28 protein-coding genes are annotated in these 25111 nt (G+C 62.4%); 9 read left to right on the forward strand and 19 right to left on the reverse strand.

Going from position 1 to position 25111, the window contains the following annotated elements:
- Nucleotides 1-128: 128 nt before the first annotated feature.
- Nucleotides 129-1454: a glutamate--tRNA ligase gene (gene gltX, locus AQUI_RS0111740; protein ID WP_027257696.1), complete on the forward strand. Its 1326-nt coding sequence runs from the start codon at nt 129-131 to the stop codon at nt 1452-1454.
- A gap of 241 nt (nt 1455-1695) precedes the next feature.
- On the opposite strand, the gene AQUI_RS0111745 is transcribed toward gltX, so the two are convergent.
- Both AQUI_RS0111745 and AQUI_RS0111750 read right to left on the reverse strand, forming a co-directional pair.
- A complete protein-coding gene (locus AQUI_RS0111745; protein WP_027257697.1) occupies nt 1696-2889 on the reverse strand; it encodes a DUF2254 domain-containing protein in 1194 nt (397 codons plus the stop codon).
- A complete protein-coding gene (locus AQUI_RS0111750) occupies nt 2886-3458 on the reverse strand; it encodes a gamma-glutamylcyclotransferase family protein (RefSeq protein ID WP_027257698.1) in 573 nt (190 codons plus the stop codon). The genes AQUI_RS0111745 and AQUI_RS0111750 overlap by 4 nt, the downstream gene beginning before the upstream one ends.
- 101 nt (nt 3459-3559) lie before the next feature.
- On the opposite strand from AQUI_RS0111750, the gene AQUI_RS0111755 reads away from it, so the two are divergent.
- Nucleotides 3560-4009 (forward strand): RrF2 family transcriptional regulator, encoded by a 450-nt coding sequence (locus AQUI_RS0111755; protein ID WP_027257699.1) that lies wholly within the window; start codon nt 3560-3562, stop codon nt 4007-4009.
- A 17-nt stretch (nt 4010-4026) separates the two neighbouring features.
- Here the strand turns inward: AQUI_RS0111755 and AQUI_RS0111760 are convergent, their stop codons facing one another.
- Nucleotides 4027-6552, reverse strand: a complete 2526-nt coding sequence (locus tag AQUI_RS0111760; protein WP_027257700.1) for an ABC transporter permease — start codon at nt 6550-6552, stop codon at nt 4027-4029.
- On the reverse strand, nt 6549-7253 hold the full coding sequence (locus tag AQUI_RS0111765) for an ABC transporter ATP-binding protein (protein ID WP_027257701.1): 705 nt from the start codon (nt 7251-7253) through the stop codon (nt 6549-6551). Before AQUI_RS0111765 ends, AQUI_RS0111760 begins: the two co-directional genes overlap by 4 nt.
- A 48-nt stretch (nt 7254-7301) precedes the next feature.
- On the opposite strand from AQUI_RS0111765, the gene AQUI_RS0111770 reads away from it, so the two are divergent.
- The gene (locus tag AQUI_RS0111770; RefSeq protein WP_027257702.1) at nt 7302-7943 is read left to right on the forward strand and encodes an arylesterase; all 642 of its coding nucleotides are present in this window, start codon (nt 7302-7304) and stop codon (nt 7941-7943) included.
- Between the two features lie 58 nt (nt 7944-8001).
- On the opposite strand, the gene AQUI_RS0111775 is transcribed toward AQUI_RS0111770, so the two are convergent.
- From AQUI_RS0111775 to AQUI_RS0111785, 3 genes are all read right to left on the reverse strand, one after another.
- Nucleotides 8002-8211, reverse strand: a complete 210-nt coding sequence (locus AQUI_RS0111775) for a cold-shock protein (protein ID WP_027257703.1) — start codon at nt 8209-8211, stop codon at nt 8002-8004.
- Nucleotides 8212-8410: 199 nt separating this feature from the next.
- Nucleotides 8411-8983 carry a L,D-transpeptidase gene (locus tag AQUI_RS0111780; protein ID WP_027257704.1) on the reverse strand — a complete coding sequence of 191 codons (573 nt, stop codon included), beginning with the start codon at nt 8981-8983 and terminating at the stop codon, nt 8411-8413.
- Nucleotides 8984-9044: 61 nt separating this feature from the next.
- Nucleotides 9045-9428: a hypothetical protein gene (locus tag AQUI_RS0111785; RefSeq protein ID WP_035919932.1), complete on the reverse strand. Its 384-nt coding sequence runs from the start codon at nt 9426-9428 to the stop codon at nt 9045-9047.
- A gap of 129 nt (nt 9429-9557) precedes the next feature.
- Between AQUI_RS0111785 and trxC the strand changes: the two genes are divergently transcribed.
- The gene (gene trxC, locus AQUI_RS0111790; protein WP_027257706.1) at nt 9558-9983 is read left to right on the forward strand and encodes a thioredoxin TrxC; all 426 of its coding nucleotides are present in this window, start codon (nt 9558-9560) and stop codon (nt 9981-9983) included.
- Here trxC and AQUI_RS27695 read toward each other — a convergent pair.
- From AQUI_RS27695 to ettA, 4 genes are all read right to left on the reverse strand, one after another.
- On the reverse strand, nt 9980-10165 hold the full coding sequence (locus tag AQUI_RS27695; RefSeq protein WP_156916812.1) for a hypothetical protein: 186 nt from the start codon (nt 10163-10165) through the stop codon (nt 9980-9982). The genes trxC and AQUI_RS27695 overlap by 4 nt on opposite strands.
- A 164-nt stretch (nt 10166-10329) precedes the next feature.
- A complete protein-coding gene (locus AQUI_RS0111800; protein WP_027257707.1) occupies nt 10330-10701 on the reverse strand; it encodes an eCIS core domain-containing protein in 372 nt (123 codons plus the stop codon).
- A gap of 510 nt (nt 10702-11211) precedes the next feature.
- Nucleotides 11212-11625 carry a hypothetical protein gene (locus AQUI_RS0111805; RefSeq protein WP_211236010.1) on the reverse strand — a complete coding sequence of 138 codons (414 nt, stop codon included), beginning with the start codon at nt 11623-11625 and terminating at the stop codon, nt 11212-11214.
- Nucleotides 11626-11645: 20 nt separating this feature from the next.
- Nucleotides 11646-13313 carry an energy-dependent translational throttle protein EttA gene (ettA, locus tag AQUI_RS0111810; RefSeq protein ID WP_027257709.1) on the reverse strand — a complete coding sequence of 556 codons (1668 nt, stop codon included), beginning with the start codon at nt 13311-13313 and terminating at the stop codon, nt 11646-11648.
- Nucleotides 13314-13621: 308 nt separating this feature from the next.
- Between ettA and AQUI_RS0111815 the strand changes: the two genes are divergently transcribed.
- Nucleotides 13622-14089: an aminoacyl-tRNA deacylase gene (locus AQUI_RS0111815; protein ID WP_035919936.1), complete on the forward strand. Its 468-nt coding sequence runs from the start codon at nt 13622-13624 to the stop codon at nt 14087-14089.
- Nucleotides 14090-14146: 57 nt separating this feature from the next.
- Here AQUI_RS0111815 and AQUI_RS0111820 read toward each other — a convergent pair whose 3' ends face one another.
- A complete protein-coding gene (locus tag AQUI_RS0111820; RefSeq protein WP_027257711.1) occupies nt 14147-14410 on the reverse strand; it encodes a TFIIB-type zinc ribbon-containing protein in 264 nt (87 codons plus the stop codon).
- Nucleotides 14411-14563: 153 nt separating this feature from the next.
- On the opposite strand from AQUI_RS0111820, the gene AQUI_RS0111825 reads away from it, so the two are divergent.
- Nucleotides 14564-15178 (forward strand): hypothetical protein, encoded by a 615-nt coding sequence (locus AQUI_RS0111825; protein ID WP_027257712.1) that lies wholly within the window; start codon nt 14564-14566, stop codon nt 15176-15178.
- 39 nt (nt 15179-15217) lie between these two features.
- On the opposite strand, the gene AQUI_RS0111830 is transcribed toward AQUI_RS0111825, so the two are convergent.
- Nucleotides 15218-15625, reverse strand: coding sequence for a universal stress protein (locus tag AQUI_RS0111830; RefSeq protein WP_027257713.1), 408 nt, complete (start codon nt 15623-15625; stop codon nt 15218-15220).
- A gap of 106 nt (nt 15626-15731) precedes the next feature.
- Nucleotides 15732-16055, reverse strand: coding sequence for an antibiotic biosynthesis monooxygenase family protein (locus AQUI_RS0111835; protein ID WP_027257714.1), 324 nt, complete (start codon nt 16053-16055; stop codon nt 15732-15734).
- A gap of 153 nt (nt 16056-16208) precedes the next feature.
- Here AQUI_RS0111835 and AQUI_RS0111840 point away from each other — a divergent pair, with 153 nt between their 5' ends.
- The gene (locus AQUI_RS0111840) at nt 16209-16868 is read left to right on the forward strand and encodes a hypothetical protein (protein ID WP_027257715.1); all 660 of its coding nucleotides are present in this window, start codon (nt 16209-16211) and stop codon (nt 16866-16868) included.
- A gap of 27 nt (nt 16869-16895) precedes the next feature.
- Nucleotides 16896-17390, forward strand: coding sequence for a HugZ family pyridoxamine 5'-phosphate oxidase (locus AQUI_RS0111845; protein ID WP_035920293.1), 495 nt, complete (start codon nt 16896-16898; stop codon nt 17388-17390).
- Here the strand turns inward: AQUI_RS0111845 and AQUI_RS0111850 are convergent.
- The 3 genes from AQUI_RS0111850 to AQUI_RS0111860 all read right to left on the reverse strand — a co-directional run bounded on the left by AQUI_RS0111850 (nt 17387) and on the right by AQUI_RS0111860 (nt 21986).
- Entirely contained in the window at nt 17387-19672 is a 2286-nt protein-coding gene (locus AQUI_RS0111850) for a glycosyl hydrolase family 28-related protein (RefSeq protein WP_027257717.1), read from the reverse strand. The genes AQUI_RS0111845 and AQUI_RS0111850 overlap by 4 nt on opposite strands.
- Before the next feature lie 97 nt (nt 19673-19769).
- Complete coding sequence (locus tag AQUI_RS0111855) at nt 19770-20171, reverse strand: DUF4864 domain-containing protein (RefSeq protein ID WP_027257718.1); 402 nt, start codon at nt 20169-20171, stop codon at nt 19770-19772.
- A gap of 171 nt (nt 20172-20342) precedes the next feature.
- The gene (locus AQUI_RS0111860) at nt 20343-21986 is read right to left on the reverse strand and encodes a lysine--tRNA ligase (protein WP_027257719.1); all 1644 of its coding nucleotides are present in this window, start codon (nt 21984-21986) and stop codon (nt 20343-20345) included.
- Nucleotides 21987-22236: 250 nt separating this feature from the next.
- On the opposite strand from AQUI_RS0111860, the gene AQUI_RS0111865 reads away from it, so the two are divergent.
- Entirely contained in the window at nt 22237-22659 is a 423-nt protein-coding gene (locus AQUI_RS0111865) for a tellurite resistance TerB family protein (RefSeq protein WP_027257720.1), read from the forward strand.
- Nucleotides 22660-22752: 93 nt separating this feature from the next.
- On the opposite strand, the gene AQUI_RS0111870 is transcribed toward AQUI_RS0111865, so the two are convergent.
- The gene (locus AQUI_RS0111870) at nt 22753-23478 is read right to left on the reverse strand and encodes a GNAT family N-acetyltransferase (RefSeq protein WP_027257721.1); all 726 of its coding nucleotides are present in this window, start codon (nt 23476-23478) and stop codon (nt 22753-22755) included.
- A gap of 136 nt (nt 23479-23614) precedes the next feature.
- Nucleotides 23615-25102 carry a D-alanyl-D-alanine carboxypeptidase/D-alanyl-D-alanine endopeptidase gene (dacB, locus tag AQUI_RS0111875; protein ID WP_027257722.1) on the reverse strand — a complete coding sequence of 496 codons (1488 nt, stop codon included), beginning with the start codon at nt 25100-25102 and terminating at the stop codon, nt 23615-23617.
- Nucleotides 25103-25111: the final 9 nt, after the last annotated feature.

The raw sequence follows: 25111 nt of genomic DNA on the forward strand, positions 1-25111 counted from the left end.
CGTGCCCGCAGGCCGGCAGGCGGCTTTGCCGCCGAGAGGGGAGGCACCGCGCCAAAGGCGCGTTAACGCCCCTGAAACTGGACAAACCGCGACCCATGTGACAAGGCAACGGCAACAGGAGAACCGTGATGACCACCACCCGATTTGCCCCGTCGCCGACCGGCTATATCCACGTCGGCAACCTGCGCACCGCGCTGATGAACTACCTGATCGCCCGCAAGGCCGGCGGCACCTTCATCCTGCGCATCGACGATACCGACCCGGAGCGGTCAAAGGAAGAATACGTCGATGCCATCAAGCAGGACCTGGAATGGCTGGGCCTGACCTGGGACAAGGTTGAGCGCCAGTCTGAACGCCTGGACCGCTATGTCGCCGCCGCTGATAAACTGCGCGAAATCGGCCGTTTCTACGAGGCGTTCGAGACCCCGGTCGAGCTGGACCTGAAGCGCAAGAAACAGCTGAACATGGGCAAGCCGCCGGTTTATGACCGCGCGGCGCTGGCCCTGTCGGACGACGAGAAAGCCGCCCTGCGCGCGGAGCGCGGCGACGGTGTCTGGCGCTTCAAGCTGGACCATCAGCGCATCGAGTGGACCGATGGAATCCTCAGCGATATCTCCATCGATGCAGCTTCGGTCTCCGATCCGGTGCTGATCCGCGGCGACGGCCAATTCCTTTACACCCTGGCCTCGGTGGTGGATGACACCGAAATGGGTGTGACCAATGTGGTGCGCGGTTCCGACCACGTGACCAATACGGCGACCCAGATCCAGATCATCGAGGCGCTGGGCGGCACCGTGCCGTCGTTCGCGCACCACTCGCTGCTGACCGGCCCGCAGGGCGAGGCGCTGTCCAAGCGTTTGGGCACGCTGGCATTGCGCGACCTGCGCGAAGCGGGCGTGCAGCCGATGGCGCTGTTGTCATTGATGGCGCGCCTGGGGTCTTCCGACCCGGTCGAACTGCGTTCGGAAATGGCCGAGCTGATCGAAGGTTTCGACATCAACCGCTTTGGTGCGGCGCCGACCAAGTTCGATGCCGAGGATCTCTATCCGCTGACCGCCCGCCATCTGCAGTCGCTGCCGCTGGAGGCGGTGCAGAGCCACGTGGACGCGCTGGGTGTTCCAATCGAAAAGCAGGCCGCCTTCTGGGACATGGCCAAAGAGAACATCACAACGCTGAAAGATTTGGCAGGCTGGTGGGAGTTGTGCCGCGACGGTGCCGAGCCGCTGGTGGCGGATGAGGACAAGGACTTTATCGCCGAAGCTATGGCGATGCTGCCCGAAGGCCCCTACGACGCCGACAGCTGGAAAACCTGGACCACTGCGGTGAAAGAGGCCACGGGGCGCAAGGGCAAGGGGCTGTTCATGCCGCTGCGCAAGGCGGTAACCGGCATGGAACGCGGCCCGGACATGTCGGCACTTCTGTCGCTGATGGAAAAGGTCCGCGCCCGCGGCTGATCGAAGTTTGTCAGAGATTAAAAATGGCGGCGCTTCAGGGTGCCGTCATTTTCTTTCCGGAGCGCTCCCGCCCGTCGGACCGGCATCAAAGATACCGTACCACCGGTTGGGCCCGGCGCCGCGCTGAGGCGCGGCGCTGCACCGCTCCCCATGGGGAGCGGTGCCATGCCCAACTGTGCACTGCGCATATTTCATGCGCCGGAACAGGCGGGAGCATACCCTTTCGCCAATCACAGGCGGATCAGCCCCAGCTGCCGTCTTTCAGCTCCTGGCACATCTCCTTGGCAGCCTTTGCCATCTCCGGGTTCGGATGTTCGCCAAGCGCATCCAGCGACTTTTCCATCCAGCGCATGACTGATGGGGCCTCACTGCCGCAGCGGGCAATCGGCGGAAAGGCGCATGCCAGCAGATGCTGTGCGGTAACAGGGGGGATGCAGACATTGGGGTAGGCGGCCTCGCGGGCGTCACTGGTCTCATCCGCCGGCGTGTTCTCCCACAGCAACCGTTCCAGCCGGCCCATGACTTCAACCGCGGTGCCGGGATCATTGACACCGGGCGACAGCGCCTTTTGCGCGGTCTCCGCCAGCAATGTCAGGCCGAAAGACGGATCCTGATCAAAACTGCGCACATCCCCGATGTCGATCGCAGCAGAAGCCGTCTTGCGGAACTTGCTGCCGCCCCCCGTGGCCCAGGCCACCGGCTGGCCGCGCAGGATGTATTGCCCCGGCGCGCGCGCCAGGGTGATCTGCGTGCCTGCCTCTGCGGCCAGCTCATTCAGCTGGGCCAGCCCCGCGTAGCGGACAAATCCGCTTTGGGCGGCGGGGATATCCACTGCGTCTTCGGGTTTGGCATCTTCACGTGCGCACAATCCGCCCAGGCAGGGCTTTTTCACCCGGGTGCGCAGGCTAGCGCGGGTGCGGTTCTCGATCAGCCGCAGGGTGTGGTCCATGCTGCCAAGGCTGGACAGGTGATCAATCCAGCGCAGGATGGCGCCGACGATCAAGATCACCACGATGATAGTCAGGCCAAAGACCGCCAGCGCGCCTTCCGGTGTGTAATAGCGGGCCCGGAACAGGATCACCGCGCTCAGCGAATAGATAAACCCGCCCACAAATGTCGCCAGCACCCGCTGGGTGACGGTGTCCTCCAGCAGCAGCCGGTAGACCCGCGGTGTCGCCGTCGAGGCCGCGGTGCGGTAGGCGCTGACCATGACGTTGAGCGAAAATGTGGTGACCGCCAGCATTCCAGAGGCAAGGATCGTCAGCACCGGCAGCACCGCCTCGCGCCCGAAATCCTCGCTCAGACCGTCCGGCAGCAGCGGTTTTGCCAGCGGCGCAAGCAGCAGGGCCAGCAGGGAAAAAAGGGAAATCAGAACAACCCTGAACCAGAGCTGCCGTGCAATCCGGCCGAGGTGCAACAGCGCCTTTTCTATCATGACCCTGAGTCTATCCGACGCGCGCCTGTACTGCCGATCAGTTCATCAAACAATTTGCGTTCGGCCGTTGAAACCGGCTGATGGCGCGGATAGCGCGGCGCGGCCCGGTCATTCAGAACCGGGGCGTCCCAGCCATCAGTGGTTGCAACAAAATCGTGCAACCCGGCCTCGCCAAAGATCTGCAAATAGCCCTGCAGCACCACATCCAGATAGCTGAGCAGGATTGGGTGCTGCTCGGTGGCGCCATTTTTCTTGCCCGCCGCAATGGCATAGACAGAAATATCGGGCGTTCCTTCCAACCCGTGCTGCACCCTGTCTGATGCAGGCAGCCGGTCATAGGCGAACTCGCGTTCGTCCAGCGCCGCCCAGTCGGCCCCGGGCACCTCGGCGATCAACCCGTCAATCACGCTGTCCGCGCAGGGAACAGCCGACAGAAATGCAACCTCGCGCAGAGCGGTATGAACCCAGGCCCGCCGCCAACCCTGCAACCGTGCAGGCCGGGCGCCGCCATAGTCATGCGTGACCGTGTTCACCAGGCTGCCGTAGCCAAAGAAGTAAGGGGCTGTCATCCGCTCTGCCTTTCTGCGGTGTTTCCGGTTATTGATGTATGTCAAACCGCTTTTTCCCGGCCTGTGCAATAAGCGATGCACCATAGCTGCGGGAGCGACCCATGCGCATTACCAAAAGGACCAACATTGCCGTGCGGCTGCTGATGTATTGCGCCGCGCATGAAGACCGTCTGGTGACCAAGGCCGAGATTGCCGAATGCTGCAACATCTCTGAAAACCACCTGGCGCAGGTGATAAACCAGCTGAGCCAGCTTGGCTATCTGGCGACCCAGCGGGGCCGCAACGGTGGCATGAACCTCGGTAAACCCGCAATAGAGATCCGCATCGGCGACGTGTTCCGCGATGTCGAAGGCGGCCTGCCGATGGTGGAATGCTTTGCCGATGCAGATAACACCTGCCCGTTGACCGATGCCTGCCGTCTGAAAGTGGCACTGGCTGATGCTGCGCAGGCGTTTTACACCTCGCTGGATGACATCACACTGGAAGCGCTGGTCTGTGACAACCACGATCTGATGCGGATCCTGCAGCCGGTTTCCTGCGGCGCCCGCTAAGGCCGCCGCAGCGCCATTTATTCCCTTGCGCGCAGGATGCGGGCGGGTTTTGCCGCTAGCGGACGCAGGGCAAAAGCCAGTCCGGCCAGCAGGGTTGTCAGCACCCCGCCTGAAATCACCATCAGAGCATTGGGCCAGATCACCGCATAGCTGGTCTCGAACACATAGGCATTGATGGCCCAGGCCCCGGCAATGCCCGCCGCCAGCGCCACCAGCCCGGCGGCCGCTCCCAGCAGGGCTGAGCGCAGGGCAAAACTCAGCAGGATCTGTTTGCGCGGCGCGCCCAGTGTTTTCAGCAGTGCCGCCTCATACCGGCGCGCAGGCTCTCCAGCCGCGGCGGTGCCCAGCAGCACCAGAAACCCGGTCAACAGCGTTGCTGCGGCGCCATAGGCGGTGGCGGCGGCCAGCTGGCGCAGGATGTCCGACACCCGGTCAATCGCATCGCGCATCCGGATCGCAGTGATGTTCGGCATCTCGCGCGCCAGATCGCGCAGGATTGCGGCCTCGGCCCGTTCCTCGGCGTAAACTGTGGCGATGAAACTGTGCGGTGCACCGGCCAGGGCAGACTCGTTCAGCACCATCACAAACCCCATCCCGGCGGTGGAGAAATCCACGTTGCGAAAGCTGGTGATGGTGCCGTTGATATCGCGGCCCAGGATGTTCAGCGTCAGCGTATCGCCCAATTTCAAGCCCAGTTCCTCCGCCTCTTCTGCGGCAAAGCTGATCTGCGGTTCGCCGGTATAATCCTCCGGCCACCACTTGCCTGCCGTGACCTCAGTCGCCTCCGGCTGGGTAGCGGCATAGGTGATGCCGCGGTCGCCGCGCACCACCCAGTGATCACCGGCAACTTCCGTGGCCGCCTGGCCGTTGATCCGGGTCAGCACCCCGCGCAGCATCGGCGCGTTCTCTACCCGGTTCACAGCCGGGTCATTCTCGACCCGTTCCAGAAACCCGGGCATCTGGCTGCGCTGGATGTCGACAAAGAAATAACTGGGCGCCACATCCGGCAGGTTGCCCGCAATAGCGCGGCGCATGTTGCCGTCGATCTGGCCGATGGCAGCCAGTACCGTCAGCCCCAGCCCCAGCGCCAGCACCGCAGGCACTGCGCCGTCCCGCGCACTGCCAATGGAGGACAGCGCCCAGCGAAGGGCGGGCCGCCCGCGGGAGGCACCGGAGCCGCGGCGCGCCAGGAAGCCAATCCCAAGCGCCGCGGCCAGCAGCACCATCAGCGCGCCCATCAGCCCGCCCGCTGTCCACAACGTCAGCTGCGCCGAGCCGCTGAACCAGGCGGCCAGTCCCACCAGTGCGGCCAGCGCCATCGCGGTCGCCAGCAGATAGCGCGGCGCAGGCAGCCGCGTTTGGCTGGCAAAAGCGTCCCGGAACAGGGAGGCGGCGCGGATGCGCTCGGCCCGCGCCAGCGGCCACAAGGCAAAGATGAAAGCAGTCAGCACGCCATATATTGCGGCCTCAGTCAGGGCCGAGGGATAGATCGAGAACACCGCCGGGAACGGCAATTGCGTCGCAATCAGCGGCCCCAGCAGCACTGGCCCCAAGCCGCCCAGCACCAACCCAATACCCACCCCGATCAGTGTCAATGCGCCGATCTGCAGGAAATAGGTCAGGAAAATCGTCTGCCGCTCCGCCCCCAGCGTGCGCAGGGTGGCGATTGTGGCGGTTTTGGTCGCCAGATAGGCCCGCACGGCGGCGGAAACGCCAACCCCGCCCACCGCCAGTCCGGACAGGCCCACCAGCACCAGAAACCCGCCCAGACGCTCGACAAAGGAGGAAATCCCCGGCGCGCCGTTGCGGGCATCCCGCCAGCGCATGCCGGTGGTTTCAAACAGACCCTCGGCCTCGGCCTGCAGTGTGTTCAGATCGCTGCCCGCCGGCAGTTCCATCCGGTATTTGGTGTCAAACAGCGTGCCCGGCTCCAACAGGCCTGACTCCGCCAGATCCCCGGTGCTCACCATAGTGCGCGGCCCCAGTTCAAAGCCCGAGGCAGCGGCATCCGGCTCCAAGGTAATCACTGCCATCAGGCGGAAATCCTGAGTCCCCAATCGGAAGCTATCGCCCGGCTGCAGCCCCAACCGGTCCGCCAGCACCCGGTCCATCACCCCGCCGGGCAAGCCCTCCGCTCCGGCCAGGGCGGTCTCCAGCGGCATCTTCGGCGCAAGGTCCATCGCGCCCTTCAACGGGTACAGCCCGTCCACCGCCTTCACCTGGGTCAGCCCGCGTTCCTCGCCCACCGTGGCCATTGAGCGGAACTCGGCAATCTCGGAATAGCGGACCGCGTTCCGGTCCAGCCAGGCGCGTTCGTCTTCATTGGCAAAGCGGTAGGTGAAGTTCAGCTCGGCATCGCCGCCCAGAATGGTCGCGCCTTCGCGCGACAGGCCGGTCTCGATCGATGCCCGGATGGAGCCGATGGCAGCAATTACCCCGACTCCCAGCGCCAGGCAGGCCAGGAAAATGCGAAAGCCCTTGAGGCCGCCGCGCAGCTCGCGCAGGGCAAAGCGCCAGGCGAGACGGAAGGCGGAAGTGCTCATTCCGCGGCCTCGCGCGCGGCCTCGTCATCGACCCGTCCGTCGCGCAGCCGGACCACCCGGTCGCAGCGCGCGGCCAGTTCGGGCGCGTGGGTGACCATCACCAGTGTCGCGCCATAGCGGTCGCGCAGACCGAACAGCAGCTCCATCACCGCCTCGCCATTGGCTTCATCCAAGTTGCCGGTGGGTTCGTCCGCCAAGAGGATCGCAGGCCGCGGCGCCAACGCCCGCGCCAGCGCCACCCGCTGCTGCTCGCCACCCGACATCTGCGCTGGGAAATGGCCTGCCCGGTGGCCCAGCCCGACGGCTTCAAGCTCTGCCTGGGCGCGCGGGAAGGCATCCTTGACGCCCGCCAGCTCCAGCGGCGTTGCCACGTTTTCCAGCGCGGTCATGGTCGGGATCAGGTGAAAGCTCTGGAATACCACGCCCATGTTATTGCGGCGGAACCGGGCCAGCGCGTCCTCGCCCATCGCCGTCAGATCCTGGCCAAGCGCGGTGATCGTGCCGCCGGTTGCCTGTTCCAGCCCGCCCATCAGCATCAGCAACGACGACTTGCCGGACCCGGACGGCCCGACCAGCCCCAAAGTCTCCCCCTGCTGCATGTCCAGCGAGATGCCGTGCAAAATCTCTACCGGGCCGGTATTGCTATTCAGGGTCAAGGATGCATCTAACAGATGCAGAACGGGGCTGTTATTGTCAGTCATAGGGCCTGCCTGTTGGATCCACCTATCGGATATGGAGTGTTTGCGGCGATGCACAAGATACTGGCGCTGTTGAGTTTGCTGCTTTTTTCATGTCCTGCCTGGGCTGAGCCGCTGCGGATCACTGCCCTGGGCGACAGTCTGGTGCAGGGCTACGGGCTGCCGCAGGACCAGGGCCTGGTGCCGCAGCTGGAGCGCTGGATGAATGAAAACGGCGCCGAAGTGGTTCTGCAGAACGCCGGTGTGTCCGGCGACACTACAGCGGGCGGGGCGGAACGGGCCGCGTGGACGCTGTCGGACAATCCCGACGGGTTGATCGTGCTTTTAGGGGGCAATGACCTGTTGCGCGGTCTGGCGCCAGAGGAGGCGCGGGCCAACCTGGCCCTCATCCTGCAGGAAGCGAAGGCCCTGGGCATTAAAGCACTTCTGGTCGGCATGAAGGCGCCGGGCAACTACGGGCCGGAGTATAAAGCCGCTTTTGATGCGATCTACCCGGATCTGGCCGCCGAATTCGGCGCGGTTCTGCACCTGGATGCCTTTGCGGGCATTGCAGCAAAGGCGGGTGGCGACCCTGCTGCGGCGCAGGCTTATATGCAGGATGACGGTATCCACCCCAATGCCCGGGGCGTTGCGCTGAATGTGGCTGCGATCGGGCCGGCTGCCCTGCAGCTGGTCGAGATGATCACCCAGTGAAAACAGCCCCGGCGGGCAGGGCTGTTTGAAAGCTTTCAAGCGTGATCAGAAGTTCGGATCAGGAGGCCAGTGCAATATCAACCGCGGACTCGCGGCCATCCCGGCCCGCCTGCAGCTCAAAGGTCACTTTCTGATTGTCTGCCAGGCCGGTCAGCCCCGATCGCTCAACTGCGGAAATGTGGACAAAAATATCCTTGCCGCCATCGTCGGGTGCAATAAAGCCATAGCCTTTGGTGGTGTTGAACCATTTGACGGTGCCAGTCGCCATCGTCGTATTCTCCTAAGTCGTCTCAATTCTCTGCCCGCTTCATGCGGCAGAACGGCAGCGGTACCTAGAGGGTCATGACCGCGCCGGTAAGGCAACAGTGATGATACCCGCGTAACGTTGCGGTGACAGAATTGAGTAGGAATCACCCCTGGCGCAAGAAAAAATCCAAAGTGACGCGGGGTCTCCGGCAGAACCGTGCCTAAAGCACTGTCACAACCGTGCCGAGCGGAACCCGCTGATACAGATCCATAACATGCTCGTTCATCATCCGGATGCAGCCGTTGGATACAGAGTGCCCGATGGTCTGCGGCTGGTTGGTGCCATGGATGCGGAAGTAGGTGTCGATGCCGTTCTGAAACAGATACAGGGCCCGCGCACCCAACGGATTTTCCGGCCCGCCGGGCTGAATGTACTCATTGTCGACGAATTTGGCATAGGCCCGCGGATCGCGTTCGATCATCTCGTCGGTCGGGCGCCAGGTGGGCCAGACCTTCTTGCGTTCGATCACCGCGGTGCCGGTGAACTCCAGACCGGCCTTGCCGACACCAACGCCATAGCGCATCGCCTTGCGCTTGTCGGTGACAAAGTAAAGGTAGTAAGAGCGCGGCAGCACCAGGATTTGCCCCGGGGCAAAATCCTTGCGGATCCGGACCTCCTGCGGGGTGGGATCAAAGGGAGCGGGGTCTTTCTTGCGGGCCAGCGCAGGCAGCGGAAGCAGGGTTGCTGCGGCGGCCGCAGTGCCAGTGCTCAAAATTTTCCGGCGTGAAATCATGGCTAAATCTCCGGATGTCTGTTGTGTCTTCTAATCATCTTCCGGCGCGGAATGCGCTGGGTCAACGGGTTTCCGCAGACGGGCCGGCAAGTGTTGCAAGCGTAGCAGCAGCCAGGGTGCAGACGGCAATCCAGCCAAAGTACCAGAATTTCCCGGCCAACAGGTTCTCGGCGTAAGACGCGGCGAATTGCGCTTTGCCTGCTGCCGCGATGGCAAAGGCCGCAGCACCGAAGACCGCGAAACCCGCGGCTGTCAGCCAGCGTGGCAGATGCAGCAGCCGGGCGGCAAGGGCCAGGGCAAGACCGGGCAGGGCGCCCAGCCAGATCACTTTGCCCGCCCACCAGGGATGTGCCCCCAGTCCTGCGGTCAGGTTCATAAAATGCGCCAGCTCGGCGGCTGCCAGAACGGCCGCAAGCGGCGGCAGGAGGCGGAGTATCTGTTGCATGTCCTTGATATTGAAGCGGCGGCCTGCGGCTTCCAGTGCTGATTACAGGTTTGTGAAGCTCCGGCGGCTTCCCTTGCGGCCCCGCGGCGGTCGTCTATATCAGGGCAGGATTTATGCGGAGGAGCCATCATGGGCGCCAAGACCCTGACCTGCCTGGCCTGTGCCCAGCTGAACCGGGTGCCGGAGGACAAGCTGGGCAAAGGCCCCAATTGCGGCAGTTGCGGCGCGGCGCTGATGCCGGGCAAGCCGGTGGATGTGGATCCGGCCATCTTGCAGAAGGCGGCGCAGAATGACGATCTGCCGCTGGTGGCCGATTTCTGGGCGCCCTGGTGCGGGCCCTGCCGGACGATGGCGCCGGAATTTGCCAAGGCTGCCAAGACATTGGGCAGCAAAGCGCGGTTGGTCAAGCTGAACACCCAGGATCACCCGTCCACCGGTGCGCGCTACCGGATCCGCGGCATCCCGACCCTGGTCGCCTTTGAGCGCGGCAAGGAGAAAAAGCGCCAGGCCGGCGCGATGCCGCAGGGCCGGATCGTCAGCTGGCTGCGCGGTTAGGCGCGGTTGCCGTAGGCCTGCCCGAGGACCGGCTGCGATTGCAGCCAGCAGCGCAAGGAAAGAACAGCAATAACCAGCACGGTCGCGCCCAGGCCGGCTGCTGGATACAGCAGCAGGCTCATCCACAGCGGCAGCGCGGCCACGAAAAACCCAAAGGCCGTTGCGCACATCCCGGTGATCATACCTGCGAACAATCCAGCCCAAACCATGGCAACTCCTTCTCCGGGAGCAATCTAGCCTGACCGCCCCAGTGTCTCTCAAGGCTATCTTGCGGGCAATTTTGCTTAAAAAAGGTTTAAAATGTGTCAACAAGCAGAGCGGCACAGCGCGAAAGGAAGGTGCGGGGCTATTTTGAGGTCAGCGCCACGCCGTCCTTGGCCTTTGGCATCTTGCCTTTGCCCTGCTCCAGAACATGGGCCAGTTCATGCGCCAGCAGTTCGGAATCCTTGGCGAATGCAGGCTTCATCACATAGATATTGTTGCCGACGGTGAAGGCTTTGGCCTTCAGTTCCTTGCAGACGTCCTTGGCATTGCCGCCGACATGCACCCTGACCTTGCCCAGATTGCCGCCGAAATGCGCCTCCAGCCCTTTGCGCAGATCGCCGGGCAGTTTCTTCTCCGAGGTGCCTTCGGGTTCAGTCTTGAGCTTCTTGCGCTTGGCCTTCTTGCCCTTGGTTGCCTCGACCTGTGCCTTCACCTCTTCCGGTTTCAAAGCCATGCGGGATCCTTTCCAACGCTTTACCCAACAGATGGCGCCGGGGCGCCTGCCGCGATGGTAGCGCAGAGCGGCGAAAAGGCGAAATGGAGAAGGGAGCGTAACGTCCTGCCCCTTGGGACGTGGCGCGCAGCGGCACGGCCCGCGCCTTGGGCTTCGCCCGTTTCGACCTGAAACTGTCCCCCGGACAGTTTCCTGGACGGTCTCAACTCCCCCGGAGTTCGAACCGGTCCGCGCAGCGGCAAACGCTCCGGGGGAGCGTTTGAGGTTCGGACGGGCGGAGCCCTGCGCAACCAGCGGTCCAAGTCAAAGGGCATCGCCGGCAGGAGTTCCCTCTGGGACGTGGCGCGCAGCGGCACGGCCCGCGCCTGACCTTCCCCCCGGGAAGGCGCATTCGCACCTCCCCAAGGTCAGGCGCGGGCCTTGTGCTGCGCTGGAAGAGCAAGAAGGCGAAACTACAAAGAGGTTTGCGCCGATGGTGAAGCTGCTCTGCTCATGCGTTGCTGCATAAGTTTAAGGCTGGCATTTGTTCAAACCTCGCATATTCAGCCACAGAAACGTGGCGATAGACACTTGGTTTCCGGTTTCTGACGCCGCCGGCTTAAAAGTGATTTTGACGGCAACAAGAGGAGCGTTGGTGTTGACCAGCCTGACGCCGGAGTTGATCTGAACCGCCGCCAGTTTCGCCTTGAGAGCGTTGAAATGCCGGGACCAATTTACCCGGCAAAGGGATTGAGCATCCTGCTGCAGGAAGTAGCCGGTGTCTGATACCGTAAACGTCAGCTCCAATGCGTTGCCGGCTGCTGCCCCGCCAAATTTTGAAGGGGCAGTTACCAGCGCTGAACTTGCAAGTTCAGCGCTGACGCCGGACTTTAGGCGCACCTCTTCAGCAGAAAGAGGAAATGCGGCCCCCAAGGCCAAACCCAAGAGCCACCGCTTCGGCATGATTACCGCACAAACTTCTTGTGCTTCAGGCGCTTGGGCTCCAGCGCGTCCGGTCCCAGGCGGCGCTTTTTGTCCTCTTCGTAGTCCTCGAAGTTGCCCTCGAACCACTCCACATGGGCATCGCCCTCAAAGGCCAGAATATGGGTGCAGATCCGGTCGAGGAAGAAACGGTCGTGCGAGATCACCACCGCGCAGCCGGCGAAATCGACCAGCGCGTCTTCCAGCGCCCGCAGGGTTTCCACATCCAGGTCGTTGGTCGGCTCGTCAAGCAGCAGCACGTTGCCGCCTTCTTTCAGCAGCCGCGCCATGTGAACCCGGTTGCGTTCACCGCCGGACAGCAGGTTCAGCCTCTTCTGCTGATCACCGCCCTTGAAGTTGAACGAGGAGCAATAGGCGCGGGAATTCACCTGCGCGTCGCCCAGCTCGATGATCTCGGCACCGCCGGAGATTGCTTCCCACACGGTGTCGCCATCGTTCAGGTCATCGCGCGACTGGTCGACATAGGACAGCTTCACCGTGTCACCATAGGTGACGGTGCCCGCGTCGGGCTGCTCCTGGCCGGTCAGCATCCGGAACAGGGTCGATTTACCGGCGCCGTTGGGGCCGATCACGCCGACAATGCCGCCGGGAGGCAGATCAAAGGACAGGCCTTCAACCAGCTGTTTGTCGCCGTAGTGTTTGGAGATGCCTTCGACGTCGATCACCTTGGAGCCCAGACGCGGGCCGTTGGGGATGACGATCTGGGCGCGGGTCAGCTTTTCGCGTTCGGACTGGCCGGCCAGATCGTTGTAGGCGTTGATCCGGGCCTTGGATTTGGCCTGGCGCGCCTTGGCGCCCTGGCGCATCCATTCCAGCTCGCGCTCCAGCGTTTTCTGCTTGGATTTGTCTTCGCGCGCTTCCTGCTGCAGGCGCTTGGCCTTCTGCTCCAGCCAGGCGGAATAGTTGCCCTCGTAGGGAATGCCGCGGCCGCGGTCCAGTTCCAGGATCCAGCTGGTGATGTCGTCCAGGAAATACCGGTCGTGGGTGACGCAGAGGATGGTGCCCTTGTAGTCGATCAAGTGCTGCTGCAGCCAGGCGATGGTCTCGGCGTCCAGGTGGTTGGTCGGCTCATCGAGCAGCAGCATTTCCGGCGCTTCCAGCAAGAGCTTGCACAGCGCCACGCGGCGGCGCTCACCGCCCGACAGGTTGGCGATCTCGGCATCATCCGGCGGGCAGCGCAGCGCCTCCATCGAGATGTCGATCTGGCTGTCCAGATCCCAGAGGTTTTCCGCATCAATGCTGTCTTGCAGTGCGGTCATCTCTTCCATCAGTTCGTCGGTGTAGTTCTCGGCCATCTCGACCGCGATCTGATTGAAGCGGTCGACCTTGTCCTTCTTAGCCTTGACGCCCAGCATGACATTTTCACGCACGGTCAGGCTTTCGTCCAGTTTCGGCTCCTGCGGCAGGTAGCCGACTTTGGCGCCCTCGGCGGCCCAGGCTTCACCGGTGAAATCGGTGTCGAGGCCTGCCATGATTTTCATCAGGGTGGATTTACCGGCGCCGTTGACGCCGACGACACCGATTTTCACGCCGGGCAGGAAGGAGAGGTGGATGTTTTCAAAGCATTTCTTGCCACCGGGGTAGGTCTTGGAGACACCCTGCATGTGGTAGACGTACTGATAGGCGGCCATGTGACTGCTCCATGATGGGGAAATTCTAGCTGGCTGGTGTGATAACGGATGGGCGGCGGCGGGGCAATGAGGGATGCGGGAGGCCGGAACCGGCGTCCGAACCGGGGCGGGACCGGCTGCCTCTTGCCCGACTCACCCGTCCTGGCCCACACTGATGGGCACCGGAAACTTCGGGGCGCCCCGGCTTGCCGCTGGCTGCGCCCAGACCTGACGATGCCGCCCTATCAGTGACTGTAGACACACCCGCGGCATCCAAGACCTGAGCCACAGCGGCCGGGGGGCCTTTCCTAACACAGGAGGACCCTTTGATGATCGCCTCACGCCTGAAACATCATCTGGAGGCACAAGGCCTGCCATTCGGCACGGTCCGCCATCCCTATACCGCCACATCCGCCGAATGCGCCGAAAGCGCGCATGTGCCGGGGGACCATCTGGCAAAATCGGTGCTCATCCACATGGAGGAAGGCCCGGTGCTGGCCGTGGTGCCCTCCAACCAAACCGTTGATCTGCACGCGCTGCAATCCATGATGGACCGCCGCCTGGGCCTGGCGCCGGAATATGAGCTGAACCAGGTCTTTGATGATTGCGACCCCGGTGCTGCCCCCTGCGTGGGGCAGGCTTACCATGTACCGACGGTGATCGACGACAGCTTGACCGGCCTGGACAAAGTCTGGTTCGAAGCCGGCGACCACAAGACATTGGTGGAAATGAAGGGGAATGATTTCGATGCCCTGATGAAGGATGCGAAACACGGATCCTTCTGCACCATGCACTAACAGCCGTGCAGCAAAGGACTGCCGCCCCCGTGTCAACGGGGCGGCGCCTGATGCGGGTCAGAAATCGAACAGATCTTCCAGAAAGTTCTTCTTTTTCTTCTTATAGGGTTTCTTGCCGTAGCGCGGATCATAATCGCCGCCCCGGTCGTCATGCCGCTGCGGCTGCTGCGGTGCGGCCTGCACTGGCTGGGAGGAGCGCTCGATGATCTTGTCCAGCTCGCCCCTGTCCAGCCACACGCCGCGGCATTTCGGGCAATAATCAATCTCCACACCGGCGCGGTCGCTCATAACCAGCTGGGTTCCGTCAATCGGGCACTGCATCTGTGTCTCCTTGTGCAACTCCAGCGACTCACGTGGGCAGCCCCGCTCGCTTGCGCAAGGCAACAGCCCCGCAAATTCGGGAAAATTGCAGAATTCCGCCCATTCCCAAGGACCTGACCCATGGTAAGCTGCCTGCAAACCATGGAGGCACACATGAGCAGCAAAACCATCCAGGCCGGGTTTCTGACCCTGATCCTTGCCAGCACCCCCGCATTCGGCGGCGAAGGCGGTGGCGGCGGCAGCCGGGACAGCGGTGCAAGCAGCGGCGGCGGCGGCCAGCGCAGCGGGCTAAGCTCCCGGGCGACAAAAACCGTTGTCACGACGCTGACACGCGGTTTTGACCGCTGCGGGACATTGCCCAAAGTCTACAGATACGACTGCTACCGCCACACCTACAAGCTGGCGGTTCAGCAACTGGGCGGCAACCATGCCTATGCCGAAGCAACCAAGGCGCTGGAACTGGTGCAGGACACGCTGACTCAGGCGGTGAAACAGAACCTGGACCCGGCGCAGAAACCCAAGCGTAAGGGGCTGAACCTCTACCGCGCGGTAAAACCCGCCGCAGTGCCGCAGATTCAGCGGCAGACCGAACGGGCGATGAAACAGGCCGAAACCATCCTGCTGCGCTCCCCCGCGGACAAGCAGGTGCATTATGCCCGCATCGCCGAAGCGGTGAACTCCAATAAGGTTCTGCTGCGCTCAGCCCTGCTGCCAGGTGGGGCTATCCGGCTGGTCTGGACGCTGCTCAAGGCGGCGGTTCCTGCCTGACCCGGGCGGATTGACTGGGGCGGCCTGACCAGTGCGGCCTCAGCGCACCACATGCACCGCACAGGCGGCGTGGCGCACCACATGGCCGGAGGTGGACCCCCAAAGCAGGTCCTGCATCGACGGGCGGTGCGAGGCGAGGACGATCAGATCAGGCTGGTTCTGATCGGCCCAGTCCAGAATAGTGCGGCCGGAATGCCCTTCGACCAGCTCGCCTGTGGCATTGGGCAGCGTCTTTGCCAGCCCGTCCAACTCGGCCTGCAGCGCGCTGCGGGTGCCATCCATGAAATCTGCGGGGATGTAAGAGATCGCATAGGCCGGAACCTGCTCGATCACATGCAGCAGCGTCACCTTGGCTCCGGGCGCAGACAGCAGCCGCGCCACTTTCAGCGGCCCGGTCACATCCCGCTCGGGATCAAATGAAATCGGCACCAGGACATTGTGGTACATAACAAACCTCCATCGGTTGATGTTCCTGTCAATGATAGTCCTGCCGGCGGCAGCCTGCCATGACCGGGGTCAAAGCAGGTGCTGCTCCGGGTGGAATTGAAAGACGCTAGGTGCCGAAGACCTCCGCCACGTCATACATCACCGGCTCAAAACTGCGGCACAGTTCGTTGATCTTGCGGTTGCGCTCGCGCATTTCGGGACTGCGCAGCATTGCCATGAAATCCTCGCGGCGGCGCCATTGCGAGTAGTTGGCGATACGTGTCTGCGCGTCATTCACATGCAGGCCGGCCGAAACAAAGCCGGGCTGTTTCGAGATGAAGTCCGCATAGGCGTCCTGCAGCGCCTCCAGCAGGTCCTGGCAGGTCCCGGGGGTCATCTCAAATGTGGTGATAACGGTTTGGATATCAGCGGTTTTTGCTATTTTCGGCATTGGCCCCTCCGTTGACTTCCCCCAGCCTACGCCTGTTCGCGCATAAAGCGCACGACCTTTTTTGAGGTTGCAACCATTTCGGGATAAGCGAAAATTTAATACAACCTTAACTATAAGCCGAAACTCTTGCCGCAATGTTCTGAGGGTTCTGGAATGAAACCTGCCTGTGCCGTATGTCTTGCCCTGACGCTGGCCCAGCCGGCGGCTGGCGGTGCATGGCAGGAGAAGCCAGGCAGGGGGTTTGCTTCTGCCAGCGCGACCTACCGGCAAACCGGTGATGAAGGCGCGCAAGAGCTGAGCTATTACGGGGCATTCGGCGTTACCTCCAAACTCACTCTCGGCATTGATCTGAACCAAAATTCCGCGGGCTCCGGCCATGCCCTGTTTTTTGCCCGCCTGCCGCTGCGCGCCGGCCCCCGTTACCGGCTGGCTGCTGAGGCAGGGGCCGGCGGCAATCATTTCCGGGGTCTTTGGCAAATGATGCAAAAGGCAACCCTGTCTTACGGGCGCAGTTTTGATACCGGCCAAACCACCGGCTGGCTGGCGGTCGATGCCGCGTACGAGCTGCGCAACAGCGGTTTCGATGCGGCCTGGAAACTGGACGCCACCATCGGTCTGAACCGGCCCGGAAAAATCGCGCCGATGCTGCAGATAGAAACGTACAAGCCGGGCGGCGGCCGGTTTTCCTATGCGCTGACCCCGGCCGTGCGCTATCCGCTGGACGGCAGCCGGGAGTTGATCCTGGGGCTGGAGTACCGCAACACAGGCCGGCGCAGCCTTGGACTGGAGCTGGGGGTATGGCAAAGGTTCTGAAGCCTTTCACTGAAACCAGAGATGCAGATGCCCGACCCGGTCCGCCCCGCAGATGACGACGCCCGCGCCTTGGCCCAAAGCCTGATGGCAAGCGCCCGCTTTGCCGCCCTCGGAGTGCTGCTGGACGATGGCAGCCCACTGGTCACACGGGTGGCTTTCGGACTGGATCCGCAAGGGGGTCCTGTCAGCCTGATCTCCGGCCTGTCGTTGCACACAGCTGCGCTGGGTCAGCGGCCGGCCTGCTCGCTGCTGGTCGGCGAGCCGGAAGGCAAAGGCGATCCGCTAGCCCATCCGCGCCTGAGCCTGATGTGCCGGGCACGTTTCATCAGCAGGCAAGGCCCGGAGCATGAGACGCTGGCCGCGCATTACCTGCGCCGCCAGCCCAAGGCCAAGCTGTATCTGCAATTGGCTGATTTCACCTTTGTGCGGTTTGCTGTGACGGGTGCGCACCTGAACGGCGGCTTTGGCAAGGCCTTCCGCCTTGCCGCCGCCGATCTTCAGCACTCTGGCGGCACTGGTTAGCTGTCCATCCGCATGATGACCTGAACTTCGCCCTTGACGGCTTCGCCCCAGCGCAGCCGGATCTCGTCGTTGTTCGAGCCTTGCTGCGCTTCGGTATACGGCACAATGTAGCGGGTGCTGTTGCCGCCGCTCTTCAGCGCGCCCAGCGGCACCACGCTATCGACATAGCGGGCAAACCCTTGGAACGGCAGCAGCCCCTCGGCCTGCACCGACCAGGAGGTTGAGGCCGAAGATTGATCGTGCCGCACCCGCAGCGGGTTGGCGGTTTGCGCCGCGACGTTGTGGTACATGTTGCCGCTGAAATCGACGTTTTTAGACCGGCTGAAATCCAGATCCGAAAAACTGGTATCCACCCGTTCCGCCCGGTCGATACTGCCCTGAAGCGAGCGGAATTTATTGCCGGTAACAGAAAGCCCGTTCAGGAAATGGCCGCTGCCATAGGGTTTAACGACGATATAGCTGAACCACGGCGCGACATCGCCGGACAGGAACACATTGGCGCTCACTGACAAGGCGCTGAACGAGAATCCGCCGGTGAAGTCAGGTGTTGCGTCCCGCTCGTTGGTCCATTCGATAAAGCAATTGTCGATGTAATTGTCCGAAACGGTTGAGGTGCAGTTGTTTGAGGCCAGAACCAGCCCCGCCGTGCGCACGCCGTTGGCGATATTGTCGCCCTGAAAAAAGTGATTGCCGGTCACCGTGTTGCTGCCGCCTGCCAGCAGCGCGAAATGGCGGAACCTGGTGGCCCGGTTGCTGCGCAGCTTTGCATCGTTGGCATTGACGTTGAGGCCGATACTGACCCGGTCCGGCACATCCTCTCCGTCCTCATTCGACAGGAACTGGCAATTGTCCACCAGAATCCCCTGACAGCCGGAACCAGCCGACGTGATGCCCCGGTCCTTGGGGCGTGAAAAGAAACAACTGTCAAACGCGTTCACCGACCCGGCCGGCGCCAGCCGCACTGCGCTGCAGCGGCCATTGCACTGAAACTCGATGCCTTCCATACCGAATTTGCTGAGCGAACTGAAGCCGCTGAAATCCACCAGATACTTGAAGTCGTGGAAAGTGAACGTCTGGGTGCCTTCAGCATCATACAATGCCCCGCTGAGGGTCAGCTCTCCGGCGCCGGTGTTTTTGGATTTCACATAGATCTCGCGGCCCACCCCGGCGCCTTCGACCAAAGAGCCAACTGCAACATTGGTGATGTTCGCAACATTGGTCAGCTTCTTGGAGTCCGATGCACTGTAGGTTGCCTGCGAGATCACAGCATCGGTGTCCCAGGCCGCATTGCTGGCGGCCTCCAATTGGCCGTTCCGGATGACCCGGCGGGTCGCATAGGAGCTTTTGTTCGGGACTGCCGCTTGCATGTCGATCGGCCCGGTGACGGTGATCTTGCGGCCCTTCAGATCGAGGGATTCATGATCTGCGTTGTTGATCAGCGCCTGAAACGCCTTTTTGAACCCCAGTTCCTCATTGCCGAATGCCGCCGCATATGCGGGGAAATCGAAATTCTTTGTCAGCAGCAGCATCTGGCTGTCCGGCATGGAAACGGTGCCTTCGAACACGGCCTGGTGGTTCAGCGAAACGGTGCTGTTCAGGCGGAAATCCCCTGCAGGCACCAGGATGCGCCGCCCGTCGGCAGCAGCATCGGCCGCTTCAAAAGCCGCCGTGCAATCAAAGCTGCCATTGCCCACCGCGCCATAGTCCGTGACGTCCACCACGCTCAGCATGTCGCGCACAAAAGCGCTGGTGATATCGGTGATTTCGATATCGTCGATCCGCACCACGCCGCCGTTGGCGCCGGTCAGGTCGAGGCCGAAGTGGCCGTAGGCCGCACTGCGCCCCCACGGCATGTCCACCCCGCCGCGTTCGCCGCTGCCGACGATGCCGGTGACTTCGAGTACTTTGCCATAGGTGCTGAGCGCATGCTGCTGCCCGGCTTCGGACACGCCGCCGATGTGGCTGCCGCCGCTGGCACCAGCCCAGCCTGCAACGCGGACCGCAGGCAGCGCGCCGCTAACAGCCTTGATACGGATCTTGATCTGCAGGTAGCAGCCCGGTTGCAGCGGCGTCTGGCCCATGAAGCGCAGCTTCTGGGTGTTCTCAGTCTTCTGCATCTCCAGGCAGCCGCCGAAATCAGCGTCCGCCGCCACAAAAACCGCATTGGCCGCGCCGTCATAGGTGTCCGACCCCGGCGTGCCGTCGCCGCTGGACCAGACGTTCAGACCGTCCGCAAAGGCGGGGGGCATCAGCTGCAAACCTTCGGTGATTGCCTTGTTCATGAGATTTCCTTTTCCTGCTGCGCATGTCGCGTTCAGGGAAAAGGATTTACAGATGCCGCGTTAAATTCCGCCCAGCGGTGCGTGCGCAGGCCAGGGCTCAGACGCTTTCATCCTGCCCTTTCAGAAGGTGTACGGCGTTGATTTTCCATCCGCTTTCCAGGTTAATCATTTGGTAATCCAATAGGTGCACGGCGCCCTGCTCGTCGGTGACCATCACCCGCTGCCACAGGCTGCCGGCCACTTCGCGCAATTGCAGGTAACGCACCTCAACAGGTCGCCAGACCATCGGGTAGCCCTGGCGCACCATCTCGCCAAAGCGGTCCGGGGTGCCGAAAATGCGCCGGATCGCCGGCGAAGCATAGGAGAAGGCGGTTTCGGTATCATTGTTCAGAAAGGCAGAAATCTGAGAGCCGATCACGGCTGTGACCGGCTCCCTTTGAGCTATTGCCGGGAAGGCCAGAAGAAAAACACTTACCCCCGCAAACAGAACACTGCGCATCTGTCCCTCCCGGTCCGTTTGACTCCAGTTAGGGCAAAGTGACGTTGCGTCAAAGAAAATTTTGGGGGAGCTGGTGCACAGCGCGGGACAAGGCCGCAGGCCGCCGCGCATGGCTGAAAAAGAAAAGGGCGCGAAAACCCGCGCCCTTGCTGATCGCTATTCGGTGAAAGCTCAGGCCAGCTCGCCCGCCAGCGCCTTTTCGATCAACGCGATGGTGTCCTCGACGCCGTAAAGCGCGATGAAGCCGCCGAAGCGGGGACCTTGGGAGGCCCCCAGCAGCACCTCGTAGATCGCCGAGAACCAGGCGCGCAGCGGCTCGAAGCCATGGATCTTGCCGATGGCAAAGACCACGGATTGCAGGAATTCCTCATCCGCGAAATCGGCCTCGGGCAGCGGGTCGTCGCTGCCGGCCAGCTCGTTCTTCTTGGCGATTGCTGCCAGTGCGGCCTCCGGCGATTTCAGCGCATCGGCCAGATCCTGCAGCGCTGCACGCTCTTGATCGGTAGGCAGGCGGAATACTTTGGCGGGTTTCACGAAGTCGTTGAAATAGGCCACAGCAAAACCTGCCGCCTGATCCATCGCCGGATTGGTCTCCGGCGTGGCATCGGGTGCATATTTGTTGATGAAGCCCCACATGGTTTCCTTGTCCTCGGCGCTGGAGGCCGAAGCGAGGTTGAGCAGCATCGAGAACGGCACCACCATATCGGACTGCGGCACGTCACCGCCGTGGATGTGCCAGACCGGGTTGTTCAGCTGCCCCTTCAGGTCCTGGGTGTGATAGGCGCGCAGCTGCTGGTGGTATTCGTCCACTGCCTTGGGGATCACATCGAAATGCATCCGCTTGGCGGTCTTGGGCTTCTGGTACATGAAATACGCCAGCGACTCTGTCGAGGCATAGGTCAGCCATTCGTCGATCGAGATGCCGTTGCCGGAGGTTTTCGAGATCTTTTGGCCGTTGGCATCCAGGAACAGTTCATAGGTGAAATGCTCCGGCGCGCGGTGGCCCAGAACCCGGCAGATGCCGTCATAGATCGGTGTATTGGTGGAGTGATCCTTGCCGTACATCTCAAAATCGACTTCCAGCGCCGCCCAGCGGGCGCCGAAATCCGGCTTCCACTGCAGCTTCACATTGCCGCCAGTGACCGGCAGGGTCCATTCCTTGCCGTTTTCGTCGTCAAAGGTGACGGTGTAAGTTTCAGCGCAGACCTTCTTCATCGGAACATAGAGGACGCGGCCGGTTTCCGGATGGATCGGCAGGAAGATCGAATAGGTCTGGCGGCGTTCCTCACGCAAGCTCTTCAGCATGATCGCCATGACGTCGTCGTATTTGTCGACAGCGCGTTTCAGCACCTCGTCGAACTGGCCGGATTGGTAGAACTCCTGCGCCGAATAAAATTCATACTCGAAGCCGAAGGTATCCAGGAAGCGGCGCAGCATGGCGTTGTTGTGGTGGCCAAAGCTCTCATGGGTGCCAAACGGATCCGGCACCGAGGTCAGCGGTTTTTGCAGATGCTCCTGCAGGCTGTCGGCATTGGGCACATTGCCCGGCACCTTGCGCATCCCGTCCAGATCGTCCGAAAAGCAGATCAGCTTGGTGGGTATGTCCGAGATCACCTCGAACGCGGTTTTGATCATGGTGGTGCGGGCGACCTCGCCGAAGGTGCCGATATGCGGCAGGCCCGATGGGCCATAGCCGGTCTCAAATAGAACATAGCCCTTGTCCGGCGCGCCCTTGGCATAACGTTTGAGAACCCGGCGGGCCTCTTCAAACGGCCAGGCTTTGCTCTTCAGAGCTTCTTCGCGCACATCAGACATTCGTATTCTCCATCGGCGGCGTCGTTTCCGGTTTTCCAGGGGCCGCAAGATCAGTGCGGATGCCCCATGCATCCAGCCCTTTCCTCTATTGTGCTGATGCAGCATGAGTCAATAATCACTGGCCCGCCGAGGCCGTCTTTTGCTGCAGCAAAAAGGATAAAAACGCCGCGCAGACACAGCCTGTTGTTGAACCTCACCGCTGGCATACCTATCCTGATCGGATCAATATTGGCAAAAAAGGATTTCGTCCATGAGTGAGCAAACCCCGCACCCGATGTCCCCGCAGGACTGCCTGGTGGCGCTGATGGTGGCGGTTTCGGCCTCGGACGAGAACATCCGCACTGCCGAGCTGGTAAAGATCCAGTCTGCGGTCAACATGCTGCCGGTGTTTGCCGACTATGACATCGACCGGGTGACACGGGTTTCGCAGACCGTTCTGGACCTGTTTGAGCAGGAAGACGGTCTGGCGGCGCTGTTCGGCCTGATCCGCGGCGATCTGCCGGAGCGGTTGTTTGAAACCGCCTATGCGCTGTCCTGCGATGTGGCGGCTGCGGACGGGATCCTGGGCGAGACCGAGCTCGAGTTTCTGGCAGAGGTCCGCTATGAATTGAACATCGACCGGCTGCATGCCGCGGCCATCGAACGCGGCGCACGGGCGCGGCACATGGTCTGAAGGGCGAAGGGGGGCGCTGCCCCCGGCCTTGCGGCCTGGTGAAGTTTATGCAGCCAAGCGCGGGCGGGACTGGCTGCGCAGGGTCATGTGGTATCAGCCCGTCCGTCTGGCCGCTGCGATCAAAGTGCCGAGGCTTTGCTTCTGCTGCCCTTCCGCACCGAAGTTTGATGGATCAAGCCACGTCTGATAGGCGGCTTCAAGCATGGGCCATTCGCCATCCGGCACTGAATACCAGGCGGTATCACGGTTGCGGCCTTTATAGACAATGGCTTGGCGGAACAGACCATCATAGGTAAAACCGAAGCGCTCTGCCGCACGGCAGGAGGGCGCATTCAAGGCGTCGCATTTCCACTCATAGCGGCGGTAGCCCAAATCATTGAACACCCGCGCCATCATCAGATACATCGCCTCGGTCGCCGCCCGCGTCCGCTGCAATGACGGTGCGAAGGTGATGCCGCCGACCTCGATCACACCGTGGGCGGGCTGAATGCGCATGAAGCTTGCGATGCCTTCGGCCTTGCCGCTGACGCCATTGATGACCGCGAAATAGGGCTGTGCATCCACGCCGCTGGCCGCTTGCACCCAGGCATGCAGGCCTTCCGGCGTCTCAAACGGGCCATAGGGCACATAGGTCCAGATCGCATCGGCCTGGTCCTGCCGGAAGGCCGCGAACAGATCCGCGGCGTGGCGGTCCGCATTCAGCGGCTCAACCCGGCAGTATTGCCCCGCCATGCCGGTGTGGCCGGGGTGGCGGGCACCGCGCCAGTCCGGCAGCGGTGCGCCGATGGGCTGGCCATGCTCGTTGAAGTATCTGGTCATGGCGGCATCCTTTTCACAGCAATATCGCGGCGGCTTGCACCACCGTCCTGCGCAGGTTTGCCACGCTCCCGGACCGGAAAAAACGTCCAGATTCTGGCAATATGACCAGACCAATCCCGCCTGTTCCGGACCCGGGTCAGCTGCCGTAGACCGCGCCCCATCGTTCGATCAATTGCTGTTGCAGCTTCTTGGCGCGGCGGTTCCATCCGCGTGCGCCTTTGGGGCGTTCGCGCTGTGCGCGGGGGATGCGGGCACGCGTTTTCTGGTCAGCGGTGAAAATGGCAAAGGCCAGTTCCGTCCCGTCCGCAGCCGTCATAAAACCGCCCAGGCCCGAGACAAAGTTCAACGTGCCGGTTTTGGCCGCGACCTTGATCGGGTGTCCTTTGACGATACCGCCCTTGGCATCACGCATCCGGAAAGGTTTTAGAAGCGGTCTGAGCCGGCCCGCCTTGTAGGCGGCAACCAATGCACCTGTCAGATCCCCCGGTGTCATCCGCGAATCCTCGCCCAGGCCGGAATGATCCACCAACCTGGTGCCGGACATGCCGTATTTGGCAGCGGCCCAGCGGTTCATTTCGGCTGCGGACGCCTTCAGCGAGCCAGGCCGGCTGCCGCGCGCGGCGGTGGCCGACATGCCGATCATCTCGGCCATCAGGTTGTTGGAGTATTTCAGCATCGCCTTGAGCATCATATCCAGCGGCGGGCTGTGATGCCGGGCCAGCAATTGCGACTTCGGCAAGGATTTGGCGGCCTTTGCCTTGTCGAGCTTGATCCCGTTTGCCCGTGCCAGGGTGCGGAACACATCGCCGGAATAGGCCGCAGGGTTGCGGACAGGCAGCCAGCGCGATCCGCCCTTGCCCAGCGCCTTGCTGGCGACGGTCCAGTGATCGACACCCCCTTTTTCGGCGTAGGTATAGACCGGCCCCGAGCGCGAGGCGATTTTCATCCGCGCATTGACCACTTCGGGGCGGTACTTTTCGGTCCTTGCATCCATGGTGATCGCCCAGCTGCCGCCGGACGCGCGTTTCCATTCAAAATGCACCCGGTTGAAATTCAGCGCGATGCCCGCGACCGCCGGGGAATAGCCGACATGGTCGGGCTGGTCCGGGTCGATGGTTTTGACCGCCGGAAGGCTGCCGTCCCAGACCAGGAACCTGCCCCGCACCTCGCGCACGCCTGCGGTCTTCAATGCCTTGGCCAGCAGCGCCAGATGATCGGTGTTCAGCATAGGGTCGCTGCCGCCGGCCAGGATCAGATCACCCTTGACCACGCCGCCCGCAACGCCGCCGGTCGCCAGAATGCGGGTCTCGAACCGGTGATCCGCCCCAAGCACATCCAGCGCATAGAGCGCGGTCAGCGCTTTGGCGACACTGGCTGGCGGCAGTGCTTCGGCCTGGCCCGAGGCCTCCAGTAGCTTGCCGGATTTCACATCGGCCACCGCACAGACCGCCTGGCCCGGCAGATCGGCCCGCGCCAATAGCGCCTTGAGCCCGTCCGTTCCGGCCGCAAGAGAGCTGACACGGCGTGCCACGGGCCGCAGTGACACCGCCGGCGCATTGGCCAGCGCAGAGGAACCCGCCAAAGCGGCAAGCCCGGAAAGGAGGAACGTCCGGCGTGAGGTCATCTTATTCAT

This window comes from Leisingera aquimarina DSM 24565, assembly GCF_000473165.1.
Taxonomy (GTDB): Bacteria; Pseudomonadota; Alphaproteobacteria; order Rhodobacterales; family Rhodobacteraceae; genus Leisingera; species Leisingera aquimarina.

What these genes read in the sequence shown, in the direction of transcription:
- AQUI_RS0111760 (WP_027257700.1), bottom strand. Translation starts at nt 6,552, where the DNA reads ATGAGCACTTCCGCCTTCCGTCTCGCCTGGCGCTTTGCCCTGCGCGAG.
- AQUI_RS0111780 (WP_027257704.1), bottom strand. Translation starts at nt 8,983, where the DNA reads ATGATTTCACGCCGGAAAATTTTGAGCACTGGCACTGCGGCCGCCGCA.
- AQUI_RS0111750 (WP_027257698.1), bottom strand. Translation starts at nt 3,458, where the DNA reads ATGACAGCCCCTTACTTCTTTGGCTACGGCAGCCTGGTGAACACGGTC.
- AQUI_RS0111765 (WP_027257701.1), bottom strand. Translation starts at nt 7,253, where the DNA reads ATGACTGACAATAACAGCCCCGTTCTGCATCTGTTAGATGCATCCTTG.
- AQUI_RS0111745 (WP_027257697.1), bottom strand. Translation starts at nt 2,889, where the DNA reads ATGATAGAAAAGGCGCTGTTGCACCTCGGCCGGATTGCACGGCAGCTC.
- trxC (WP_027257706.1), top strand. Translation starts at nt 9,558, where the DNA reads ATGGGCGCCAAGACCCTGACCTGCCTGGCCTGTGCCCAGCTGAACCGG.
- AQUI_RS0111870 (WP_027257721.1), bottom strand. Translation starts at nt 23,478, where the DNA reads ATGACCAGATACTTCAACGAGCATGGCCAGCCCATCGGCGCACCGCTG.
- AQUI_RS0111770 (WP_027257702.1), top strand. Translation starts at nt 7,302, where the DNA reads ATGCACAAGATACTGGCGCTGTTGAGTTTGCTGCTTTTTTCATGTCCT.
- AQUI_RS0111775 (WP_027257703.1), bottom strand. Translation starts at nt 8,211, where the DNA reads ATGGCGACTGGCACCGTCAAATGGTTCAACACCACCAAAGGCTATGGC.
- AQUI_RS0111830 (WP_027257713.1), bottom strand. Translation starts at nt 15,625, where the DNA reads ATGTACCACAATGTCCTGGTGCCGATTTCATTTGATCCCGAGCGGGAT.
- AQUI_RS0111825 (WP_027257712.1), top strand. Translation starts at nt 14,564, where the DNA reads ATGAGCAGCAAAACCATCCAGGCCGGGTTTCTGACCCTGATCCTTGCC.
- AQUI_RS0111755 (WP_027257699.1), top strand. Translation starts at nt 3,560, where the DNA reads ATGCGCATTACCAAAAGGACCAACATTGCCGTGCGGCTGCTGATGTAT.
- AQUI_RS0111815 (WP_035919936.1), top strand. Translation starts at nt 13,622, where the DNA reads ATGATCGCCTCACGCCTGAAACATCATCTGGAGGCACAAGGCCTGCCA.
- AQUI_RS0111845 (WP_035920293.1), top strand. Translation starts at nt 16,896, where the DNA reads ATGCCCGACCCGGTCCGCCCCGCAGATGACGACGCCCGCGCCTTGGCC.
- dacB (WP_027257722.1), bottom strand. Translation starts at nt 25,102, where the DNA reads ATGACCTCACGCCGGACGTTCCTCCTTTCCGGGCTTGCCGCTTTGGCG.
- AQUI_RS0111785 (WP_035919932.1), bottom strand. Translation starts at nt 9,428, where the DNA reads ATGCAACAGATACTCCGCCTCCTGCCGCCGCTTGCGGCCGTTCTGGCA.
- AQUI_RS0111860 (WP_027257719.1), bottom strand. Translation starts at nt 21,986, where the DNA reads ATGTCTGATGTGCGCGAAGAAGCTCTGAAGAGCAAAGCCTGGCCGTTT.
- AQUI_RS0111850 (WP_027257717.1), bottom strand. Translation starts at nt 19,672, where the DNA reads ATGAACAAGGCAATCACCGAAGGTTTGCAGCTGATGCCCCCCGCCTTT.
- AQUI_RS0111855 (WP_027257718.1), bottom strand. Translation starts at nt 20,171, where the DNA reads ATGCGCAGTGTTCTGTTTGCGGGGGTAAGTGTTTTTCTTCTGGCCTTC.
- AQUI_RS0111800 (WP_027257707.1), bottom strand. Translation starts at nt 10,701, where the DNA reads ATGGCTTTGAAACCGGAAGAGGTGAAGGCACAGGTCGAGGCAACCAAG.
- AQUI_RS0111835 (WP_027257714.1), bottom strand. Translation starts at nt 16,055, where the DNA reads ATGCCGAAAATAGCAAAAACCGCTGATATCCAAACCGTTATCACCACA.
- AQUI_RS0111820 (WP_027257711.1), bottom strand. Translation starts at nt 14,410, where the DNA reads ATGCAGTGCCCGATTGACGGAACCCAGCTGGTTATGAGCGACCGCGCC.
- AQUI_RS27695 (WP_156916812.1), bottom strand. Translation starts at nt 10,165, where the DNA reads ATGATCACCGGGATGTGCGCAACGGCCTTTGGGTTTTTCGTGGCCGCG.
- AQUI_RS0111840 (WP_027257715.1), top strand. Translation starts at nt 16,209, where the DNA reads ATGAAACCTGCCTGTGCCGTATGTCTTGCCCTGACGCTGGCCCAGCCG.
- gltX (WP_027257696.1), top strand. Translation starts at nt 129, where the DNA reads ATGACCACCACCCGATTTGCCCCGTCGCCGACCGGCTATATCCACGTC.
- AQUI_RS0111865 (WP_027257720.1), top strand. Translation starts at nt 22,237, where the DNA reads ATGAGTGAGCAAACCCCGCACCCGATGTCCCCGCAGGACTGCCTGGTG.
- ettA (WP_027257709.1), bottom strand. Translation starts at nt 13,313, where the DNA reads ATGGCCGCCTATCAGTACGTCTACCACATGCAGGGTGTCTCCAAGACC.